At 44.3% G+C, this 22,920-nt stretch carries 22 protein-coding genes and 1 other annotated feature; all 22 genes read left to right on the forward strand.

The features are described from left to right. Window positions 1–4: 4 nt before the first annotated feature. Window positions 5–424, forward strand: coding sequence for a Mini-ribonuclease 3 (locus tag IRE19_RS17645; RefSeq protein ID WP_191716855.1), 420 nt, complete (start codon window positions 5–7; stop codon window positions 422–424). Then, window positions 421–1,176, forward strand: coding sequence for a 23S rRNA (guanosine(2251)-2'-O)-methyltransferase RlmB (rlmB, locus tag IRE19_RS17650; protein WP_191716856.1), 756 nt, complete (start codon window positions 421–423; stop codon window positions 1,174–1,176). The genes IRE19_RS17645 and rlmB overlap by 4 nt, the downstream gene beginning before the upstream one ends. A gap of 4 nt (window positions 1,177–1,180) precedes the next feature. After that, window positions 1,181–1,690, forward strand: a complete 510-nt coding sequence (locus IRE19_RS17655; RefSeq protein WP_191716857.1) for an NYN domain-containing protein — start codon at window positions 1,181–1,183, stop codon at window positions 1,688–1,690. Window positions 1,691–1,761: 71 nt separating this feature from the next. After that, a complete protein-coding gene (sigH, locus tag IRE19_RS17660; RefSeq protein ID WP_191716858.1) occupies window positions 1,762–2,412 on the forward strand; it encodes an RNA polymerase sporulation sigma factor SigH in 651 nt (216 codons plus the stop codon). 80 nt (window positions 2,413–2,492) lie between these two features. After that, a complete protein-coding gene (rpmG, locus tag IRE19_RS17665; RefSeq protein WP_203341411.1) occupies window positions 2,493–2,627 on the forward strand; it encodes a 50S ribosomal protein L33 in 135 nt (44 codons plus the stop codon). A 59-nt stretch (window positions 2,628–2,686) separates the two neighbouring features. Further along, window positions 2,687–2,872 (forward strand): preprotein translocase subunit SecE, encoded by a 186-nt coding sequence (gene secE, locus IRE19_RS17670; RefSeq protein WP_191716859.1) that lies wholly within the window; start codon window positions 2,687–2,689, stop codon window positions 2,870–2,872. 103 nt (window positions 2,873–2,975) lie between these two features. Continuing rightward, complete coding sequence (nusG, locus tag IRE19_RS17675; protein WP_142830501.1) at window positions 2,976–3,509, forward strand: transcription termination/antitermination protein NusG; 534 nt, start codon at window positions 2,976–2,978, stop codon at window positions 3,507–3,509. A 164-nt stretch (window positions 3,510–3,673) separates the two neighbouring features. Continuing rightward, window positions 3,674–4,099, forward strand: a complete 426-nt coding sequence (gene rplK, locus IRE19_RS17680) for a 50S ribosomal protein L11 (RefSeq protein ID WP_006828906.1) — start codon at window positions 3,674–3,676, stop codon at window positions 4,097–4,099. A 105-nt stretch (window positions 4,100–4,204) separates the two neighbouring features. Beyond that, the gene (gene rplA, locus IRE19_RS17685) at window positions 4,205–4,903 is read left to right on the forward strand and encodes a 50S ribosomal protein L1 (protein ID WP_191716860.1); all 699 of its coding nucleotides are present in this window, start codon (window positions 4,205–4,207) and stop codon (window positions 4,901–4,903) included. 42 nt (window positions 4,904–4,945) lie between these two features. Beyond that, window positions 4,946–5,094, forward strand: a sequence feature (ribosomal protein L10 leader region). Window positions 5,095–5,125: 31 nt separating this feature from the next. Continuing rightward, window positions 5,126–5,626, forward strand: coding sequence for a 50S ribosomal protein L10 (gene rplJ, locus IRE19_RS17690; protein ID WP_191716861.1), 501 nt, complete (start codon window positions 5,126–5,128; stop codon window positions 5,624–5,626). A gap of 56 nt (window positions 5,627–5,682) precedes the next feature. Beyond that, window positions 5,683–6,042: a 50S ribosomal protein L7/L12 gene (gene rplL / locus IRE19_RS17695; protein WP_191716862.1), complete on the forward strand. Its 360-nt coding sequence runs from the start codon at window positions 5,683–5,685 to the stop codon at window positions 6,040–6,042. Between the two features lie 126 nt (window positions 6,043–6,168). Beyond that, window positions 6,169–6,771: a class I SAM-dependent methyltransferase gene (locus IRE19_RS17700; RefSeq protein WP_203341397.1), complete on the forward strand. Its 603-nt coding sequence runs from the start codon at window positions 6,169–6,171 to the stop codon at window positions 6,769–6,771. 214 nt (window positions 6,772–6,985) lie between these two features. Continuing rightward, on the forward strand, window positions 6,986–10,540 hold the full coding sequence (gene rpoB, locus IRE19_RS17705; protein WP_191716864.1) for a DNA-directed RNA polymerase subunit beta: 3,555 nt from the start codon (window positions 6,986–6,988) through the stop codon (window positions 10,538–10,540). 107 nt (window positions 10,541–10,647) lie between these two features. Continuing rightward, the gene (gene rpoC, locus IRE19_RS17710; protein ID WP_203341398.1) at window positions 10,648–14,253 is read left to right on the forward strand and encodes a DNA-directed RNA polymerase subunit beta'; all 3,606 of its coding nucleotides are present in this window, start codon (window positions 10,648–10,650) and stop codon (window positions 14,251–14,253) included. Window positions 14,254–14,390: 137 nt separating this feature from the next. After that, on the forward strand, window positions 14,391–14,639 hold the full coding sequence (locus IRE19_RS17715) for a ribosomal L7Ae/L30e/S12e/Gadd45 family protein (RefSeq protein ID WP_191716866.1): 249 nt from the start codon (window positions 14,391–14,393) through the stop codon (window positions 14,637–14,639). Window positions 14,640–14,737: 98 nt separating this feature from the next. Further along, window positions 14,738–15,157: a 30S ribosomal protein S12 gene (gene rpsL, locus IRE19_RS17720; protein ID WP_049694534.1), complete on the forward strand. Its 420-nt coding sequence runs from the start codon at window positions 14,738–14,740 to the stop codon at window positions 15,155–15,157. A gap of 44 nt (window positions 15,158–15,201) precedes the next feature. After that, entirely contained in the window at window positions 15,202–15,672 is a 471-nt protein-coding gene (rpsG, locus tag IRE19_RS17725; RefSeq protein WP_008432480.1) for a 30S ribosomal protein S7, read from the forward strand. Window positions 15,673–15,722: 50 nt separating this feature from the next. Beyond that, complete coding sequence (gene fusA, locus IRE19_RS17730) at window positions 15,723–17,801, forward strand: elongation factor G (protein WP_191716867.1); 2,079 nt, start codon at window positions 15,723–15,725, stop codon at window positions 17,799–17,801. A 116-nt stretch (window positions 17,802–17,917) separates the two neighbouring features. Further along, window positions 17,918–19,105, forward strand: a complete 1,188-nt coding sequence (gene tuf / locus IRE19_RS17735) for an elongation factor Tu (protein ID WP_203341399.1) — start codon at window positions 17,918–17,920, stop codon at window positions 19,103–19,105. Between the two features lie 325 nt (window positions 19,106–19,430). Beyond that, window positions 19,431–20,330 (forward strand): branched-chain-amino-acid transaminase, encoded by a 900-nt coding sequence (gene ilvE / locus IRE19_RS17740; protein ID WP_191716869.1) that lies wholly within the window; start codon window positions 19,431–19,433, stop codon window positions 20,328–20,330. A 344-nt stretch (window positions 20,331–20,674) separates the two neighbouring features. Beyond that, a complete protein-coding gene (gene ilvB / locus IRE19_RS17745) occupies window positions 20,675–22,402 on the forward strand; it encodes a biosynthetic-type acetolactate synthase large subunit (protein ID WP_203341400.1) in 1,728 nt (575 codons plus the stop codon). After that, window positions 22,399–22,911 carry an acetolactate synthase small subunit gene (gene ilvN, locus IRE19_RS17750; protein ID WP_191716871.1) on the forward strand — a complete coding sequence of 171 codons (513 nt, stop codon included), beginning with the start codon at window positions 22,399–22,401 and terminating at the stop codon, window positions 22,909–22,911. Before ilvB ends, ilvN begins: the two co-directional genes overlap by 4 nt. Window positions 22,912–22,920: the final 9 nt, after the last annotated feature.

Raw genomic sequence — 22,920 nt, forward strand, 5'->3', positions numbered from 1 at the left:
AAAGTTGAATGTTTTACGAAAAAATGATGTAGACCAACTGAACGCGTTGGCTCTTGCCTACATGGGGGATGCCGTTTATGAGCAGTCCATCCGCGAACATTTATTGCGTTCGGGACGCGTTAAACCAAATATCCTGCACCGCCAGTCGACCACTTTCGTTTCTGCCAAAGCGCAGGCGATGGTCCTGAAGCGGCTGACGGAAGAAGGATTTCTGACAGAAGCGGAATTGGCGGTCATGAGACGGGGGCGCAATGCCAAGTCGGGATCGGTTCCGAAAAACACCGACGTTCAGACTTATAATTTCAGTACGGCTTTTGAAGCGGTGCTGGGCTGGCTATACTTAAAAGAAGAACAAGCGCGTGTGGACGAAATCATTTCCTATGCGATTGAGATTGTCGAAGAGCTGGGAGGCGTGTTGAAATGACGGAAGAAGAATTGGCACCAGAGATAATCGGCGGCAAGAATCCGGTTTTGGAAGCGCTGCGTGCAGACCGGGATATCAATAAAATCTGGATTGCAGAAGGCGTCCAGAAAAAAGGCATCACCGAATTGCTGCAACTGGCAAAAGACAAAGGCGTTATCGTCCAGTCCGTGCCGAAGAAGAAAATCGACGGTTTGACGGACACCAACCACCAAGGCATTGCAGCAGCAGTGGCTGCCTATAATTACGCGAGCCTGGATGATTTGTTCGAGGCAGCTGCTTCAAAAAATGAAGATCCGTTTTTCCTGATTCTAGATGAGTTGGAAGATCCGCATAATTTGGGTTCCATTATGAGAACGGCTGATGCGATCGGCGTGCATGGTTTGATTATTCCGAAGCGCCGCGCTGTCGGCTTGACGGGTGTGGTAGCAAAAGCTTCAACAGGAGCGATTGAACATGTGCCCGTTGTACGCATCAATAATTTGTCGCAGACCGTGGATGAGTTGAAAAAGCGTGGAGTTTGGATTGCTGGTACAGATGCCAAAGAATCGGTGGATTACCGAAGAATGGATGCAGCTCTTCCGTTGGCCGTCATCATCGGCAGTGAAGGAAAAGGAATGAGCCGGATTTTACGCGAAAAATGCGATTTCCTTTACCAATTGCCTATGGTCGGCCATGTAACTTCATTGAATGCTTCAGTAGCAGCAAGCTTATTGATGTACGAAGTTTACAGAAAGCGCAATCCACTGGTTTAATGCCATGAATATTCTGCTGGTTGATGGGTACAATATCATTGGAGACTGGGTGGAACTGCAAGAACTGAAGAAAGACAAATTGGCCAATGCCAGAGACCGGCTCATAGAGCGCATGGCTGAATACCGGAGTTACAAAGGATGGCGTGTCATCATCATTTTTGATGCCCACCTGGTTCCAGGCATTGAAGCCAAGAATCTGCACCACGATGTTGAAGTCATTTTCACAAAAGAAAGCGAAACGGCAGATGAACGGATCGAGAAACTGGCGACCAGTTTAAACAACCGCCGCGACCAGATTTATGTAGCCACGTCGGATCTGACCGAGCAATGGGTCATTTTCGGCAAAGGCGCCTTGCGAATTTCAGCCCGTGAGTTGGAAATCGAAATGATTGAAATTCAGGAGAACATCACTAAAAAAGTAAAAGAAATCCAGGAGCAGCGCGGGATTTCCAAAATACCGCTGTCCGGCGAAGTAGCGGAAATTTTCGAAAAATGGCGAAGAGGCTTGAAATGAACGGTTGACGCTCATTTTTTTCTTCCTGTATACTGAAGATATCGAGGCTCACGCAATCGGAGGGATCACCCGTGGAGATTAATGATCAAGTTCAGCCCCAACGATTCACCGACATGACAGATGAGGAACTTGTCAGTTCAGTCCACAGTGGAAACACGGAAGCATTGGATTTTTTGATTACAAAGTTCCGGCCTTTTGTTCGAATGAAAGCCCGCTCGTATTTTTTGATCGGTGCCGATAAGGAAGACATCATCCAGGAAGGCATGATCGGCCTGTATAAGGCTATCCGTGATTTCCGAAGTGATAAATTATCTTCGTTCCGTGCGTTTGCAGAACTTTGCATCATCCGGCAAATCATCACGGCCATTAAAACGGCCACACGCCAGAAGCACATCCCGTTGAATTCTTATGTATCTTTGGATAAGCCGATTTATGATGAAGAATCTGACCGTACCTTGATGGACGTACTGACTGGAAACGGTGTGGACGACCCGGAAGATTTGATCATCCATAACGAGGAATTTCAGTATATGGAAGAGAAGATGGGAGAAGTACTGAGTGAACTTGAGCGTGAAGTGCTGGCCCTTTATCTGGATGGCCAATCCTACCAGGAAATTTCGGAAAAGCTTGAGCGCCACGTAAAATCAATTGACAACGCGCTGCAGCGGGTCAAGCGAAAACTCGAACGCCACTTGCAGATCAACGAGATGCCGAGCTCTTGACGCGCGGTTGACAGGTCTGTTTGAAGGTGATAACCTTGAAAAAGCTGTAAACTTGAATAAGGTGATAACATGGCTAAAAAATTGTTTTAAGCTGCTCGAAATGTGCATCCCGCAATTACACGGTTCCTGCGAAAGCGGAATCCAGCACACGTTTGGAACTCAAAAAATTCTGTGCTCATTGCAATGGGCATACCGTGCATAAACAAACGATATGAATTTTAACTGAATGCCGGACGATATAGAGTGATTTTGAAATTCGGAGGTTTTTTAAACAATGGGTAACATTGGCGGTTTCTTTAAAAATGTCGTTTCGGAAATGCGGAAAGTTAGCTGGCCGAAGCGAAAAGAACTAACTCGTTATACGATCGTTGTTCTTTCTACTTGTATTTTCATGGCCCTCTTCTTTGCAGTAATTGATGCAGGCATCTCGGAAATATTCCGTTGGTTCTTAGCACTTTAAGTCATCCGACAAGAATAACGCATAAAAAATAGCCCGTCATTCTATGAGAACGGGTTTTTTCATTTGGTAAAAAAGGAGGGATGGACGTTCAGTCCGCTCGATTATGGAGAAAAATTGGTATGTAGTCCATACGTATTCCGGGTACGAAAACAAAGTTAAAGCTAACCTGGAAAAACGTGTAGAAACAATGGGTATGGAAGATCTGATTTTCCGCGTCATCATTCCGGAAGAACAGGAAACAGATTTTAAAGACGGCAAGAAACGCACAGTCATGCGCAAAACATTCCCTGGGTATGTCCTTGTGGAATTGATCATGACAGATGAATCTTGGTATGTCGTCAGAAATACCCCAGGAGTTACAGGGTTTATCGGGTCATCAGGCGGGGGAGCAAAACCAACGCCATTATTAGACGAAGAAGTTGATTTCATTCTGAAACAAATGGGAATGACTGAACGCAAAGTGGATATTGACTTTGCAGTTGCCGATACAGTTGAAGTAATGGAAGGGCCATTCGCCAACTTCCAAGGGAAAGTGGAAGAAATCGATGATACAAAAGGCAAAGTTAAAGTGTCGATTGATATCTTCGGCCGCGAAACCAAAATGGAACTGGATTTCGAGCAAGTTCAAAAAGTATAAAAGCCCCTTGCTATTCTCAAGTATTAATGGTATTATTTCAGAGGTCAGACTGTCCTAGGATAATCTGTACAATTTAGCTAATTCTATCAACATCGTTGACAGACAGATATTGAGTGGGAGGGGAAACCCTATTACCACATCACGGACTTAAGGAGGTGTGTTTCGTGGCTAAAAAAGTTGTTAAAGTTGTAAAATTGCAGATTCCTGCAGCAAAAGCTAATCCAGCGCCACCAGTTGGTCCAGCATTGGGTCAAGCAGGTGTTAACATCATGGGCTTCTGTAAAGAGTTCAACGCGCGTACGGCAGACCAAGCAGGACTGATCATTCCAGTTGAGATTTCAGTATTTGAAGATCGTTCATTTACATTCATTACGAAAACTCCACCCGCAGCTGTTCTATTAAAAGTAGCAGCCGGTATTGAATCAGGTTCAGGCGAACCGAACCGCAATAAAGTAGCGACTGTGAAACGCGACAAAGTTCGCGAAATCGCAGAAACTAAAATGCCAGATCTAAATGCTGCTTCAGTAGAAGCTGCAATGTTGATGGTTGAAGGTACTGCTCGCAGTATGGGCATTACAATCGAAGACTAATTCTAGCAGTTGTTTTTGGATGGGTTGCGCAGTTCATCATGAGCCGCGCAGCCTTTAATCGTGGGAGGTTCATTCCGTTATACCACAACAAGGAGGACGTTTAAAATGGCTAAAACAGGCAAAAAGCTGCAAGAAGCAGCAAAATTGATCGACCGTTCAAAACAATACGAAGCTAAAGAAGCAATCGAACTTGCGAAAAAAGCAAGCACAGTGAACTTTGACGCTACAGTAGAAGTGGCTTTCCGTCTTGGAATCGACACGCGCAAGAACGACCAGCAAATCCGTGGAGCAGTAGTACTTCCAAACGGAACTGGTAAAACTCAAAGCGTATTGGTTTTCGCTAAAGGCGAAAAACTGAAAGAAGCTGAAGCAGCTGGCGCAGATTTCGTAGGCGATGCTGAATATATCCAAAAAATCCAACAAGGATGGTTTGACTTCGACGTGATCGTTGCAACTCCTGACATGATGGGTGAAGTTGGTAAACTTGGACGCGTTTTAGGGCCAAAAGGCTTAATGCCAAACCCGAAAACAGGCACAGTTACATTTGATGTAACCAAAGCTGTTCAGGAAATCAAAGCTGGTAAAGTGGAATACCGTGCAGACAAAACAGGTATCATCCACGCGCCAATCGGGAAAGTTTCTTTTGATGACAGCAAACTTGCTGAAAACTTGGAAGCAATCTATGACGTAGTCCTAAAAGCGAAGCCATCTTCTGCTAAAGGCACTTACATCAAATCATTGAATGTTACTACTACAATGGGGCCTGCTGTTAAAGTTGACCCAACTAAAGTGGTTGCTAAATAAGATATTGACATTACATTTCCGCTCTGCTATACTAGCGGAGTTGTGAAATACCCATTTGTACCGCAGACAGTAGGGGCGCCAGTCGCTTAATTTATCCCTGCCGAGGACATGATGAATTCAGATAACATCTTTTGGATGCTGATTTTATGCCTCTGTGTCTGTAATGGACCAGAGGCTTTTCTTATGGACGGTATAAATGAAAAATCTATAGGAGGTGCCAAAATGAGCAAAGCAGTTGAAACGAAAAAAGTTGTCGTGCAAACAATCGCTGATAAATTCGGCGCTGCAGCTTCGGTTGTAGTTGTTGATTACCGTGGATTGAACGTTGCGCAATTAACAGAACTTCGTAAACAGCTTCGTGAAGAAGGCATTGAGTTTAAAGTTTACAAAAACTCAATGACTCGTCGTGCAACAGAAATGCACGGTCTTGAAGCGATCAACGAACACTTTACAGGACCAAACGCAATTGCATTTTCTAACGAAGATGTAGTAGCGCCAGCAAGAATCATCAACAACTTCGCTAAAGCGAACGAAGCGCTTGAAATTAAAGCAGGTATCATCGAGGGTGCGGTAGCATCTGCTGAAGATGTGAAAGCATTGGCAGAACTTCCATCACGCGAAGGCTTGCTATCTATGCTACTCAGCGTACTACAAGCTCCAGTCCGCAACTTTGCAGCTACTACAAAAGCAGTTGCAGATCAAAAAGAAGAACAAGGCGCTTAATAAGTTAGCCGGCTAAGCACGAAAAAAATATTACCTATCAATAGGAGGAAACTATAATGACACAAGAACAAATCTTAGACGCAATCAAAGAAATGACAGTTCTTCAATTAAACGACCTAGTAAAAGCAATCGAAGAAGAGTTCGGCGTAACTGCTGCTGCTCCAGTTGCTGCTGCAGCTGCTGGCGGTGCTGCTGCTGAAGAACAAACTGAATTCGACGTAATCCTAGCTTCTGCTGGCGATTCAAAAATCAAAGTAATCAAAGCAGTACGCGAAGTAACTGGTCTTGGTCTTAAAGAAGCGAAAGCTCTTGTAGACGAAGCTCCTAAAGCAATCAAAGAAGGCGTTTCTAAAGAAGATGCTGAAGAAATCAAAGGCAAACTTGAAGAAGTTGGCGCATCAGTAGAAGTTAAGTAATTTTATAAAATATGAAAAAAAGGAGGGGAAGTTCGTCAGGTTATACCGACGGGCTTTTCTTCTTTTTCAATTTATTTGCATCGCGGGCATTTGTCCGTAATATGGTGAATGTAAGGAGGGCTTTAAATGTCCCAACATTATTATTCCAAAAATCCTCAAACAAAAAGCAATCCTCGAGAATGGACAGACGTATTGCGCGGCGAGAAATTCCGGTTCCAGACTGACGCAGGCGTTTTCAGCAAAAGTGAAGTTGATTTTGGTTCGCGTTTATTGATTGAAACATTCCAGGGATCTGAAATAGATGGACCGGTGCTGGATGTGGGCTGTGGTTACGGGCCAATCGGAATGGCGGTCGCCAAAGCATTCCCTCAAAAACAAGTTCATATGGTGGACGTGAATACGCGGGCTATTGAACTGGCAAAAACAAATGTTGAAAAAAATGATATTTCCAATTCCGAGATTTACGAAAGTGATGGGTTGAGTGCTGTGGAGGTTTCCGGGTTTTCCGCTATTCTCACAAACCCGCCAATTCGGGCAGGGAAAGACACCATTTTCCGGTTTTATGAAGAAGCTGCTGAAAAGTTAGCGGATGGTGGATCGTTGTGGGTAGTTATCCAGAAAAAGCAGGGTGCGCCTTCTACGCAGGTGAAACTGGAAGAGCTTTTCGGAGAAGTAAAAGTGGCCGATAAGAAGAAAGGTTACTTTATTTTCGAAGCGAGAAAAGTTTGACTTGACAAAACGCCTGTGTTATTATAATGAAATGCAAAATTTATTATTTTGAGGTCGTTTGCCCTTTTTCGGGCATGGCATGGCGACAGAGCTAGTCACGTGTAAACCGAAAATGAGCTAATTTAGTCTCGTTTTCTTTTTGTCTTTTCGATATCATACACTATTTTGTGGAAATCGCAAAGACCTATAATCGTTTTATTGAGGGGTGAATAAGTTGGTAGGTCAACTAGTTCAGTACGGTCAACATCGTCAACGCAGAAGTTTTTCGAGAATCAGTGAAGTGCTGGATCTTCCGAACTTGATCGAAATTCAATCGTCATCTTACGAATGGTTCCTTGAAGAAGGACTTCGCGAAATGTTCCGGGATATCTCGCCGATTGAAGATTTCACAGGAAATCTATCACTCGAGTTTGTTGATTACAGTCTCGCGGAACCGAAGTATCCAGTCGATGAATCGAAAGAACGTGACGTTACTTACGCAGCGCCGTTGCGTGTCAAAGTGCGTCTACACAACAAAGAAACAGATGAAGTGAAAGAACAGGATGTCTTTATGGGGGATTTCCCATTAATGACAGAAACGGGTACTTTCGTCATCAACGGCGCAGAGCGCGTCATCGTTTCCCAATTGGTTCGTTCGCCAAGTGTTTATTTCCACGACAAGACAGACAAAAACGGTAAAAAAGGCTTTGGAGCAACTGTTATTCCGAACCGTGGAGCATGGTTGGAATATGAGACAGATGCGAAAGATGTCGTGTACGTCAGAATTGACCGCACACGTAAATTGCCGGTAACGGTTCTTTTGAGAGCTCTTGGCTTCGGATCTGACCAAGAAATCATTGATTTACTTGGCGATAACGAATTCCTTCAAAATACGCTTGAAAAAGATAACACAGAGAGCACAGAAAAAGCGCTTCTTGAAATTTACGAACGCTTGCGCCCTGGTGAGCCACCGACGGTTGAAAGTGCGAAGAGCTTATTGTATTCACGCTTTTTCGACCCGAAACGCTATGACTTAGCAAATGTCGGCCGTTATAAAATGAACAAAAAACTTCATATTAAAAACCGTCTTTTCAACCAAACCATTGCTGAAACATTGGTGGACCCTGAAACTGGCGAAATTTTAGTTGAAGCTGGCACATTGATTGACCGTCGTGTACTTGATCGTTTGATCCCGAACTTGGAAAATGGAGTTGGTTTCCATACTGTTTCTCAAGTAGGCGGAGTTCTGGAAGGCGAAGTTACCTTGCAGTCGGTCAAAATCTACGCGCCAAACAGTGAAGACCAGAAAGAAATCACTGTCATCAGTAATGCTTATATAGAAGATAAGATCAAACATGTAACACCGGCTGATATTATTTCTTCTATCAGTTACTTCTTTAACCTACTTTACGGTGTCGGAAACACGGATGATATCGATCATCTTGGTAACCGTCGTCTTCGTTCAGTAGGGGAATTGCTTCAGAACCAATTCCGTATTGGATTGTCCCGTATGGAGCGCGTTGTGCGCGAACGGATGTCCATTAACGATACACAGGCAATCGTTCCTCAGCAATTGATCAATATCCGTCCGGTTATTGCATCAATTAAAGAGTTCTTCGGCAGCTCGCAGCTTTCACAGTTTATGGATCAAACCAATCCATTGGCTGAATTGACACACAAACGCCGTCTGTCGGCGCTTGGGCCCGGTGGTTTAACGCGTGAACGTGCTGGATTTGAAGTGCGTGACGTTCACTATTCGCATTATGGCCGCATGTGTCCAATTGAAACACCTGAGGGTCCGAACATTGGATTGATCAATACCCTGTCAACATTCGCGAAAGTGAATAAGTTCGGTTTCATCGAAACCCCTTATCGCCGTGTAGACCCTGAGACAGGGCTTGTTACCTCACAAATTGATTACCTGACTGCGGACGAAGAAGATAACTATGTAGTGGCTCAGGCCAACTCGAAGCTGAATGACGATGGTTCATTTGCCGACGATGGTGTTGTGGCACGTTTCCGCGGTGAAAACACCGTTTATAAACGCGGCAGCATCGATTACATGGATGTTTCTCCAAAACAGGTCGTTTCTGTAGCGACAGCTTGTATCCCGTTCCTTGAAAACGATGACTCCAACCGAGCATTGATGGGAGCGAACATGCAGCGTCAGGCAGTCCCGTTATTGAATCCGGAAGCTCCTTTTGTTGGAACCGGTATGGAACACCTGGCAGCTCGTGATTCTGGTGCAGCTGTCGTTGCAAAACATGATGGCATTGTAGAATACGTGGAAGCTAAGGAAATTTCAGTCCGCCGCATCGAAGTTGTGGATGGCAATGAAGTCCGAGGCGACCTGGATACCTACAAATTGCAGAAATTCGTCCGTTCTAACCAAGGGACAAGTTATAACCAACGCCCGATCGTCAAAGTCGGAGACCGTATTTCCAAACGCGACATTCTTGCTGACGGACCTTCAATGGAACGTGGGGAGATGGCATTAGGAAGAAACGTACTGGTTGCCTTCATGACATGGGATGGCTTTAACTACGAAGATGCGATCATCATGAGTGAGCGCTTAGTGAAAGACGATGTTTATACATCTGTCCATATCGAAGAGTACGAATCCGATTCACGTGATACGAAATTGGGGCCGGAAGAAATTACGCGTGATATCCCGAACGTTGGGGAAGACGCATTGCGTAACCTGGATGACCGAGGAATTATCCGTGTCGGAGCTGAAGTGAAAGATGGAGATATTCTAGTTGGTAAAGTAACACCTAAGGGCGTTACGGAATTGACTGCTGAAGAACGTCTTCTTCATGCGATCTTCGGTGAAAAAGCACGTGAAGTGCGCGATACTTCATTGCGGGTGCCTCACGGCGCTGGCGGTATTGTACTGGATGTTAAAATCTTCAACCGTGAAGATGGAGACGAATTGCCACCGGGTGTAAACCAGTTGGTTCGTGCATATATCGTTCAAAAACGTAAAATCTCCGTCGGCGATAAAATGGCTGGACGCCACGGAAACAAAGGTGTTATTTCAAGAATTCTTCCTGAAGAAGATATGCCATTCATGCCAGACGGCACACCGGTCGACATCATGTTGAACCCACTTGGTGTACCATCGCGTATGAATATCGGCCAGGTACTTGAACTGCATCTTGGAATGGCTTCCCGTTCACTTGGAATTCATATGGCTTCATCTGTATTTGATGGAGCGAATGAAGAAGATGTACTGGAAACAATGGAAGAATCAGGTATGCCGCGCGATGGCAAAACAATTCTCTATGATGGCCGTTCTGGTGAAGCATTCGATAACCGTGTGTCTGTAGGGATCATGTATATGATCAAACTTGCCCACATGGTCGATGATAAATTGCACGCCCGTTCAACTGGACCTTACTCATTGGTTACACAACAGCCATTGGGTGGTAAAGCACAATTCGGCGGACAGCGTTTTGGTGAAATGGAAGTATGGGCACTTGAAGCATATGGTGCTGCACATACATTGCAGGAAATCTTAACCGTGAAGTCGGATGACGTCGTAGGCCGCGTGAAAACGTATGAAGCGATCGTCAAAGGTGAAAGTGTACCGGAACCAAGTGTGCCGGAATCATTCAAAGTTTTGATTAAAGAGCTTCAAAGTTTAGGTATGGATGTCAAGATGCTGACGATTGATGATGAAGAAATCGAATTGCGCGACCTGGATGAAGAAGAAGATCTTCAGCCTGCGGATTCATTGAACATCCTTCCGATTGCAGATACAGAAGCACCGGTTGGAACGATTGATTAATGCCCATTGGAATCGAACGGCTTTAAACGGCCGTTCTCCATTTATTCGTTTAGCCATTACCGAGGAAGAGCCGTACAGAAACTCGAGACAAAAGGGAGGTAGGCTCCTTGATAGATGTTAATAATTTTGAGTATATGAAAATCGGATTAGCGTCACCCGATAAAATTCGCTCATGGTCTTATGGAGAAGTCAAAAAGCCAGAAACAATCAATTACCGTACACTGAAACCTGAAAAAGATGGTTTGTTCTGTGAACGTATTTTCGGTCCTACAAAAGACTGGGAATGCCATTGTGGTAAATACAAGCGTGTCCGTTATAAAGGCGTTGTCTGCGATCGCTGCGGCGTTGAAGTAACACGTTCAAAAGTTCGCCGCGAACGCATGGGACATATTGAATTAGCAGCTCCTGTTTCGCATATCTGGTATTTCAAAGGAATTCCAAGCCGCATGGGACTTATCTTGGATATGTCTCCACGTTCACTTGAAGAAGTCATTTACTTTGCTTCTTATGTGGTAATCGATCCTGCGGATACACCGCTTGAAAAGAAACAGCTTCTTTCTGAAAAAGAATACCGCGCTTACCGTGATAAGTTTGGCAAGAAATTCCAAGCTGCCATGGGAGCGGAAGCAATCAAACGTCTATTGCAGGAAATTGACCTTGAACGCGAAACGGATTCTTTGAAAGAAGAGTTGAAAACGGCTCAAGGCCAACGCCGCACCCGTGCGATCAAACGCCTTGAAGTGGTTGAATCATTCCGTAACTCAGGCAACAACCCTGACTGGATGATTCTAGACGTACTTCCTGTTATTCCACCTGAACTTCGTCCGATGGTTCAATTAGACGGCGGCCGCTTTGCGACTTCCGATTTAAACGACCTTTATCGCCGCGTAATCAACCGGAATAACCGTCTGAAACGTCTTTTGGACCTTGGTGCACCAAGCATCATCGTTCAAAACGAAAAACGTATGTTGCAAGAAGCTGTTGATGCGTTGATCGACAACGGCCGCCGCGGCCGTCCGGTCACAGGACCTGGTAACCGTCCATTGAAATCTCTTTCTCATATGCTGAAAGGGAAACAAGGGCGTTTCCGCCAAAACCTTCTTGGTAAACGAGTTGATTACTCAGGCCGTTCCGTTATCGTAGTTGGACCTAACCTGAAGATGTATCAATGTGGTTTGCCGAAAGGAATGGCAATCGAGTTGTTCAAGCCTTTCGTTATGAAAGAATTGGTTGAACGCGGATTGGCCCATAACATCAAGAGCGCGAAACGCAAAATCGAACGTCTTCATTCTGAAGTTTGGGATGTATTGGAAGATGTCATCAAGGAGCATCCGGTTCTATTGAACCGCGCACCGACTCTTCACAGATTGGGTATTCAGGCATTTGAACCGACATTGGTTGAAGGTAAAGCGATTCGTCTGCATCCGCTTGTATGTACCGCATACAACGCCGATTTCGATGGTGACCAAATGGCTGTCCACGTACCTCTATCATCCGAAGCTCAGGCAGAAGCACGACTGTTGATGCTTGCAGCTCAGAACATCTTGAACCCGAAAGACGGAAAACCTGTTGTAACACCATCTCAGGATATGGTTCTAGGAAACTATTACTTAACTCTAGAGCGTAAAGGTGCTACAGGCGAAGGCGCTACTTTCTCAGGACCTGAAGAAGTGATGATCGCTTACCAAACAGGCCATGTCCACTTGCATACACGTATTGCAATTCAGGCTGGATCCGTCAACAACCCGACATTCACAGAAGAACAGAACAAAATGCTTTTATTGACTACTGTTGGTAAAATCATTTTCAACGAAATTCTGCCGAAGTCATTCCCGTACATCAACGAACCGACTGATTACAATCTGCAGGTGGAAACACCAGCGAAATATTTTGTCCCTACAACGACTGATATTCGCAAGCATATTGAAGAAGCGGAACTTGTAACTCCATTCAAGAAGAAAATTCTTGGGGAAATCATTGCGGAAGTCTTCAAGCGTTTCCACATCACGGAAACTTCGAAGATGCTTGACCGCATGAAGAGCCTTGGATTCAAATATTCGACACAAGCTGGCATCACTGTTGGTGTAGCGGATATCGTAGTTCTTCCTGACAAAGGAGAAATTTTGGTTGATGCACAAGAAAATGTCGATAAAGTAATGAAACAATTCCGTCGCGGATTGATTACTGAAGAAGAGCGATATGCACGCGTTATTTCGTATTGGAGCAATGCAAAAGATATCATCCAGAGCAAACTGATGGCATCTCTTGATAATTTGAACCCAATCTTTATGATGAGTGATTCCGGAGCTCGTGGTAACGCATCTAACTTTACGCAGCTTGCGGGTATGCGTGGATTGATGGCCAACCCGGCTGGGCGCATCATTGAACTTCCGATTAAATCTTCCTTCCGTGAAGGATTGACAGTACTTGAATATTTCATCTCTACTCACGGTGCTCGTAAAGGTCTTGCCGATACAGCACTGAAAACAGCCGATTCTGGTTACTTGACTCGTCGTCTGGTAGACGTTGCGCAAGATGCAATTGTCCGCGAAAACGACTGTGGAACGGACAGAGGCTTGCTGGTAGGGGCGTTGATGGAAGGCACAGAAGTGATTGAAGAGCTGGATGAGCGTATCGTTGGCCGCCATGCTAAGAAAACAATCCGCCATCCGGAAACAAAAGAAGTTATTGTAGCGAAAGATGAATTGATTACACAAGACCTGACTCGCCTTATTGTCGAAGCAGGCATTAAAGAAGTAACAATTCGCTCTGCGTTTACATGTAATACAAAACACGGCGTTTGTAAGAAATGCTACGGCACGAACTTGGCAACTGGAGACGAAGTTGAAGTAGGCGAAGCAGTAGGTATTATTGCAGCTCAATCAATCGGTGAGCCAGGAACTCAGTTGACGATGCGTACATTCCATACAGGCGGGGTAGCAGGAGACGATATTACACAAGGTCTTCCGCGTATCCAGGAAATCTTCGAATCGCGTAATCCGAAAGGCCAAGCAGTCATTTCTGAAATTACAGGTACTGTTACTGAAATTGACGAAATTCGCGAAGGCCAGAAAGAAGTAACGATTCAAGGGGATGTTGAAACCCGTAAATATCTAGCTCCTTACAATGCACGCATCAAAGTTCAAGTGGATGACGCCATTGTACGAGGCGAAGTATTGACTGACGGTTCAATTGATCCGAAGCAATTGCTTCAAGTAAAAGACGTTCAAGCTGTTCAAGTGTACCTATTGAAAGAAGTTCAAAAAGTATACCGTATGCAAGGGGTAGAAATCGGCGATAAGCACGTAGAAGTTATGGTTCGTCAAATGTTCCGTAAAGTTCGCGTTATTGAAGCCGGTGACACTGAATTGCTGCCAGGTTCACTATTGGATATTCACCAATTCACTGAAGCCAACGTCAAAGCGGTTCTAGAAGGCAATCTGCCAGCGACAAGCCGTCCTGTTATCCTGGGTATCACTAAAGCTTCCCTTGAAACAGAATCCTTCCTATCTGCCGCATCCTTCCAGGAAACAACTCGTGTCCTAACTGATGCAGCGATTAAAGGAAAACGTGATGAACTTCTCGGATTGAAAGAGAACGTCATTATCGGTAAACTTGTTCCAGCTGGAACAGGAATGCAGCGTTACCGCCAGATTAAGATTGCTCAAAGCGAAAAAGCGGAGAAGCAGGAAATAGTCGGCACAGAATCATAAAATGAAATAATGGATTCCGGGGGTTTCCTGAATAATCTCCCCGGGATTTTTTAAGATTCCTGTTGACAGCATTGTCATAGAATGATAATATGTTGAGGGTTGATGGTTAACGGTCTGACGCTTTGGAGGATATGAAAATGTCTAATGAAAAAGTAAAACAGGCAAGTCAAATAATCATCGGTACAAAGCAGACAGTAAAAGCATTAAAGAGCGGTATTGTCCAAGAAGTAATAGTGGCAAGAGACGCGGACGATCGAATGACCGAACAGATTATCCTACTAGCCTTAGAAAAAGGTATTCGGATCGAATTTGCAGATTCACGATTGAAGCTTGGCAAAGCATATGGCATTAATGTCGGTGCAGCTGCTGTGGCTATTACTGGATAACAGTTTTTGTGTAAAACACAAAGACTTTGTTTTTTACCCAAAAATGAACCACCTGGATATGTGGTATTAGAACACCTTTTGAGAGGAGGAAAAAATCGATGCCTACAATTAACCAATTAGTTAACAAGCCTCGTAAACCAAAGAGCACGAAATCAGATTCACCAGCGTTAAACAAAGGGTACAACAGCTTTAAAAAGTCTCAGACTAACGTGACATCACCACAGAAACGTGGAGTATGTACTCGTGTTGGTACGATGACACCGAAAAAACCAAACTCCGCATTGCGTAAATATGCGCGTGTACGTTTGACTAACCAAATCGAGGTTAATGCTTACATCCCTGGAGAAGGCCACAACCTTCAAGAGCACAGTGTAGTTCTTCTTCGCGGCGGACGCGTAAAAGATTTACCGGGTGTGCGTTACCATATCGTACGTGGAGCACTTGATACAGCTGGAGTAAACGGCCGTATGCAAAGCCGTTCTAAATACGGAACTAAACGTCCTAAAGTAAAAAAATAATAAGTTAATTTAACGAAGAGAATTCGTTGAAAGGAGGAACATACATGCCTCGTAAAGGTCCTGTAGCTAAACGTGACGTGTTGCCAGATCCAATTTACAATTCGAAATTGGTGACACGCTTAATTAATAAAATGATGGTTGACGGAAAAAGAGGTACTTCACAAAAGATCCTATACGGAGCGTTTGAGTTAGTTAAAGAACGCAGCGGTAAAGATCCGATTGAAGTATACGAACAAGCATTGACTAACGTTATGCCAGTTCTTGAAGTACGCGCTCGCCGTGTTGGTGGAGCTAACTACCAAGTACCGGTTGAAGTTCGTCCTGAACGCCGTACAACTCTAGGTCTTCGCTACCTTGTAAACTATTCACGTCTTCGTGGAGAGAAAACAATGGAAGAGCGTTTGGCTAATGAAATTCTAGACGCTGCTAACAACACTGGTGCAGCTGTTAAGAAACGTGAAGATATTCATAAAATGGCGGAAGCAAACAAAGCATTTGCTCACTATCGCTGGTAATTTCTTTCGAGATGTTTACATCTTAAACCGAAACGGAAGGTGAAAAAAACATGACTAGAGAGTTCCCATTAGACAAGACACGTAATATCGGGATCATGGCACACATCGATGCCGGTAAAACGACTACTACGGAACGTATTTTATACTACACTGGTAAAATCCACAAAATTGGAGAAACGCACGAAGGTGCTTCTCAAATGGACTGGATGGAGCAAGAGCAGGAACGTGGAATTACAATCACGTCTGCTGCAACAACTGCTTCATGGAAAAACCACCGTGTAAACATCATCGATACTCCAGGACACGTAGATTTCACTGTTGAAGTTGAACGTTCATTGCGCGTACTTGATGGCGCTGTTACAGTTCTTGATGCTCAATCAGGTGTTGAGCCTCAAACTGAAACAGTTTGGCGTCAAGCTACAACATACGGAGTTCCTCGTATCGTATTTATCAACAAAATGGATAAAATCGGTGCTGATTTCCTTTACTCTGTAGGCACATTGCATGAACGTCTACAAGCTAATGCTCACCCGATCCAATTGCCAATCGGCGCAGAAGATGACTTTTCAGCAATCATCGATTTAGTTGAAATGAACACTCGCTTCTACGCAAACGATTTGGGAACTGAAATCACAGAAGGCGAAATTCCTGAAGAGTACAAAGAACTTGCTGAAGAATGGCACACTAAATTAGTGGAAGCTGTTGCTGAGCTTGACGAAGACTTGATGGAAAAATACCTTGGTGGGGAAGAAATCACTAAAGAAGAACTTAAAGCGGCTATCCGTAAAGGAACATTAGACGTTGAGTTTTACCCAGTGGTTTGCGGAACTGCTTTCAAAAATAAAGGGGTTCAATTAATGCTTGATGCAGTAATTGATTACCTACCATCACCATTGGATGTACCTCCAATGACTGGTGTTCTTCCTGATTCAGACGAAGAGGTATTGCGTAAACCTAGCGAAGACGAACCATTCTCTGCGTTGGCGTTTAAAGTAATGACAGATCCATACGTTGGGAAATTGACTTTCTTCCGTGTGTATTCTGGATCTCTTAAATCTGGTTCATATGTTCAGAACTCTTCTAAAGGCAAGCGTGAGCGCGTAGGACGTATCCTTCAGATGCACGCAAACTCTCGTGAAGAAATTTCTGAAGTATACTGCGGAGATATCGCTGCTGCTATCGGCCTTAAAGATACATCAACAGGTGATACTTTAAGTGACGAGAAACAACAAGTAATTCTTGAGCGCATGGTCTTCCCAGAACCTGTTATTTCTCTTTCTGTGGAACCTAAGTCTAAAGCCGATCAAGATAAAATGGGTCAAGCCCTTGCGAAATTGCAAGAAGAAGATCCAACTTTCCGTGCGCACACTGACCAGGAAACTGGCCAAACAATCATCGCGGGTATGGGTGAACTTCACCTTGATATCCTTGTTGACCGTATGCGCCGTGAGTTCAACGTAGAAGCTAACGTGGGTGCGCCTCAGGTATCTTATCGTGAGACATTCCGTCAGTCTGCTAAAGTTGAAGGTAAATTCGTACGCCAATCTGGTGGACGTGGACAATTCGGACACGTTTGGATTGAATTCTCTCCAAACGAAGAAGGAGCAGGTTTTGAATTTGAAAATGGTATCGTTGGTGGTGTTGTTCCACGTGAATACATCCCAGCAGTTGAAGCGGGTCTTCGCGACTCACTAGACAACGGTGTTATCGCCGGATATCCATTGATCGACATCAAAGCTCGTTTGTTCGACGGATCTTACCATGATGTTGACTCGAATGAGATGGCATTTAAAGTTGCTGCTTCTATGGCGCTTAAAAATGCAATTTCAAAAGTTAATCCGGTTCTTCTTGAGCCAATTATGCGCGTTGAGGTTGTTATTCCTGAGGAATACCTTGGGGATATCATGGGTGACATCACGTCACGCCGCGGCCGTGTAGAAGGTATGGACGCTCGCGGAAACGCGCAAGTAGTTCGTGCTATGGTACCTCTTGCAGAAATGTTCGGTTATGCAACTTCATTGCGTTCAAACACGCAAGGCCGTGGTGTGTTCTCAATGCACTTCGATCACTATGAAGAAGTACCGAAATCAATTTCTGAAGAAATCATCAAAAAAAATAAAGGTCAATAATTGAATTTTGATCTTTAATCAAGTATAAATAATTTGTATGCCTGGAATAATAGGGCCCTATTATTCCGGCGCTTCAAATGAAAACATTCACTTACATTTTGAGGAGGATTTTTCTAATGGGAAAAGCTAAATTTGATCGCTCTAAAACACACGCGAATATTGGTACAATTGGTCACGTTGACCATGGTAAAACAACTTTGACTGCAGCAATCGCTACAGTTTTAGCTAAAAAATCAGGCGGGGAAGCTCGTTCTTACGCTCAAATCGACAACGCTCCTGAAGAAAAAGAGCGCGGTATCACAATCAATACTTCACACGTTGAGTATGAAACTGAAACTCGCCACTACGCACACGTTGACTGCCCTGGACACGCCGATTATGTTAAAAACATGATCACTGGTGCTGCTCAAATGGACGGCGGGATCCTAGTAGTATCTGCTGCTGACGGCCCAATGCCACAAACTCGTGAGCACATCCTACTTTCACGTCAAGTTGGTGTTCCTTACCTAGTAGTATTCATGAACAAATGCGATATGGTAGATGACGAAGAACTTCTTGAACTAGTTGAAATGGAAGTTCGCGACCTTCTTTCTGAATATGACTTCCCTGGCGATGACATTCCTGTTATCAAAGGTTCTGCTCTTAAAGCTCTTGAAGGAGAAGCAGAATGGGAAGATAAAATCGTTGAATTGATGAACGCGGTTGATGAGTACATTCCTACTCCACCACGTGACACTGACAAACCATTCATGATGCCTGTTGAGGATGTATTCTCAATCACTGGCCGTGGTACGGTTGCTACTGGACGCGTTGAACGCGGACAAATCAAAATCGGTGATAACGTTGATATCATTGGTCTTACTGAAGAACCAAAATCTACAACTGTAACTGGTGTAGAGATGTTCCGTAAATTGCTTGACTATGCTGAAGCTGGCGACAACATTGGTGCACTTCTTCGTGGGGTTTCTCGCGACGACGTACAACGTGGACAAGTATTGGCTAAACCAGGCACAATTACTCCACACACTGAATTCACAGCTGAAGTTTACGTTCTTTCAAAAGAAGAGGGTGGACGTCACACTCCATTCTTCACAAACTACCGTCCGCAGTTCTACTTCCGTACAACTGACGTAACTGGCGTTTGTAACCTTCCTGAAGGTGTAGAAATGGTTATGCCTGGAGACAACATCGAAATGATCGTTTCTCTAATCTCTCCAATCGCACTTGAAGAAGGAACTAAGTTCTCTATCCGTGAGGGTGGACGTACTGTAGGCGCTGGCGTTGTTGCTAAAATCACTAAGTAATAACTGCTGAGTGTTGATTTAAGACCCTGTCTCATTATTATGAGACAGGGTCTTTTTTTGCGTTTTCCCAACTGGCTTGGGGGAAATTCACTGAAAATACAAGCTGTTCATAAAATATTCAAACTTTTTAAAAAATCTTTAAAAGCCAGTGTTGGCAACAATGAAAACGGATACATAGTTTATGAATATTCAAAATTCATAAAAAAATAGCCGATAGTTGATTGACACGCTTTGAAATAGGCGATATGATAGCAACAATTTACTAGACGCAAACAGAATTCGATATATTGCATATTATAAAACTTTCGAGAAAGAAGTGGACATCATGAGCGAACAAGTAATTTATCTAAATGGCGAATTTGTTAAAAAGGAAGACGCTAAAATTTCAGTCTACGATCACGGGTTTTTATACGGTGATGGAGTGTTTGAAGGAATCCGTTCTTACAACGGAAATGTCTTTCGGCTGGAAGAACATTTAGAGCGGCTTTACGATTCAGCAAAATCGGTAATGCTCGAGATTCCCCACACTTTTGAAGAAATGACGCAAATTGTTGTTAACACATTACGAGAAAATAAATTCAAAGACGCTTATATCCGCCTCATCGTTTCAAGAGGCGTAGGAAACTTAGGACTGGATCCTTACAGTTGCTCGCATCCCAGTGTAATTGTAATCGCCGAACCTTTGTCTCTGTTCCCTAAATCAATGTACGAAACAGGAATCGAGATTGTATCGGTTGCGACACGCAGAAGCCGTTCGGATGTATTGAGTCCAAAAGTGAAATCTTTGAACTACATGAACAATATCCTGGTTAAGCTGGAAGCTCATCTGGCAGGTGTCTCAGAAGCATTGATGCTGAATGATCAAGGGTATGTAGCTGAAGGCTCAGCAGATAACATCTTCATTGTCCGTAAAAACAAATTATTGACTCCTCCTGGTTATGTAGGAGCACTCGAAGGAATTACACGCAATGCAATCATGGATGTAGCTGCAGAAAAAGGCTACGACATCCAAGAAGGTGTTTTCACAAGACACGATGTGTATGTAGCGGATGAGGTGTTCCTGACAGGAACAGCTGCAGAAGTGATCGCGGTAGTGAAAGTGGATGGCCGAGTAATTGGCGAAGGGAAGCCCGGACCGGTTACAAACGACTTGCTTGAATCATTCAGAGAACTGGTTCAGAACGATGGAGTAAAAGTGTATAGCGATCATTTAAACGCAGTATAAAAAAATAGAAGTTCAACTCAATGACGAGGTTAAAGTAGATGGATACTGTATTCACAGAGAGCCGGTACAGGTGGAAGCCGGTAATACAACCATTTGCGACATCCCCTCTGAGTGGATTGCTGAAAAGCTTCGGCTGTTTAGGTAGTCCCGGTGGTTTGCAAGTTAGAAATCATCGTTATCAGCGGATAAGCAATGCTTATCCATGAGGCTGCGGTTGCGCAGTGAAATAGGGTGGTACCATGAAGCTTTTTCATCCCTATGCGAAGAACATGTTTCTTTGTGTAGGGATGAAAAAGCTTTTTTGTTTTCATGCCACCGGAGACTTAGAAAAGGAGGCGGAAGGATTGGGAGTAAACGTACAAGTTAGAGAAGAAGTTAAACAGAAGCTGACAGGCAATGGTGCAGATGTACTGATTCAATCTTTAAAAGGTCAGGGTGTTGAAATGATTTTCGGCTATCCAGGAGGCGCGGTACTGCCAATTTATGATGCCTTGCACAAAAATCCAATACGCCATGTATTGGCTAGACATGAACAAGGTGCCATACACGCCGCAGAAGGCTACGCAAGAGTATCTGGAAAAGCCGGAGTTGTTCTTGCCACATCAGGACCAGGCGCAACAAATTTAGTGACAGGCATAGCGGATGCCATGTTGGACTCCTTGCCGCTGGTCATTTTCACAGGCCAGGTCGCAACTTCAGTAATAGGGACCGATGCTTTCCAGGAAGCAGACATTATTGGCATCACACAACCGATTACGAAGCATAATTACCAAGTGAAAAAAGTATCGGATCTTCCAAGAATCATTAAAGAAGCTTTCTATATTGCTTCTACTGGACGTCCAGGACCGGTCTTGGTCGATATACCGAAAAATATAGCAACTGAGTTGTTCTTATCCAATAAAGAAGAAGAGGCAGTATATCTTCCAGGGTATCAACCAACGACGAATCCGAACTACCTGCAAATCCAAAAAGCGGCTCAATTATTGTCACAGGCGAAAAGACCATTGATTTTAGCTGGAGCCGGTATCTTGGCGGCAAAGGCAACAGAAGAGTTGAAAGTCTTCTCTGAACGCAATCAAATTCCGGTTACCAATACATTGTTGGGCTTAGGCAGCATTGCTGGCGAACATGAACTATTCCTCGGAATGGCCGGCATGCACGGAACTTACACAGCGAATACAGCAATATGTGATTGTGATGTCTTGTTGAATATTGGTGCACGATTCGATGACCGGTTGACCGGAAATCTTGCAAGCTTTGCGCCAAATGCACAAGTAATCCATATTGATATCGACCCGGCAGAAATCGGAAAAAACGTTCCGACAGCCGTCCCGATTGTTGCGGATGCCAAAGAGGCGCTGCTTCAATTGCTTAATCAATCATTTAGAAGCCCCGACACTGCAGAATGGCTTGAAATGCTATCCGGGAACCAAGTGGAATACCCGCTTCAATACCATGCAAGAGATCGGGAAGGAATCATGCCTCAACAAGCCGTAGAGTTGATCCATCGACTGACCGGAGGCAATGCAGTTGTCACAACAGATGTAGGGCAGCATCAAATGTGGGCGGCTCAATACTACCGCTTCAATAACCCTCATAACTGGGTGACATCAGGCGGCCTCGGCACAATGGGCTTTGGTTTCCCTGCCGCCATCGGTGCCCAATTGGCGAAACCGGATGAGCAAGTTATCTCTATAGTAGGGGATGCCGGATTCCAAATGACTTTGCAGGAACTGTCTCTACTTCAAGAGCTGCGGCTGCCAGTGAAGGTTGTTATCCTGAACAACCAAAGCTTGGGAATGGTTAGACAATGGCAGGAAACATTTTATGAAGGGCGTTATTCACAATCTTTGATTCCTGTTCAACCGGATTTTGTGAAGTTGGCGGCGGCTTATGACATCAAAGGCTATAAAGTTGAAACGATGGAAGAAGCGGAAGCGGTTTTTGCAGAAGCATTTAATTCAAACGAGCCCGTGTTGATCGATTGCCGGGTGGTGCAGATGGAATGTGTTTATCCGATGGTTGCACCAGGCAAAGGCTTGAATGAAATGATCGGAGTGAAAGGCGAATGAAACGAGTCATTACAACAACGGTGATCAACCAAAGCGGGGTGTTGAACCGCGTTACAGGCTTATTGATGAAACGGCAGTTCAACATCGAAAGCATTTCGGTCGGTCACACAGAGCAGCCTGGCATGTCGAAAATGACTTTTGTGGTCAATGTAGAAGATAAAGGCAAGCTGGAGCAATTGCTGAAACAGCTGCAGAAACAAATTGATGTCATTAAAGTAAATGACATTACCGATAAGGCGATGGTGATGAGGGAACTGGCGTTGGTGAAAGTGGTAGTGCCGCCAGCAGTCAGAAACGAAGTATTGAGCATCGTCGAACCGTTCCGGGCGACAGTCGTCGACATGAGCAAAAATGTAACAACATTCCAAGTAACAGGCGACCCGGAAAAAATTGAAGCTTTTATTGATCTGATGAGACCGTATGGTGTGAAAGAACTGACCCGAACCGGAGTATCCGCGTTTGTCAGAGAAACACAAAAAGCACAAACACCGCAATTGAACATCCTATAAAACCCAAAC

This window comes from Planococcus beijingensis (genome assembly GCF_016820615.1).
GTDB classification, from domain to species: domain Bacteria; phylum Bacillota; class Bacilli; order Bacillales_A; family Planococcaceae; genus Planococcus; species Planococcus notacanthi.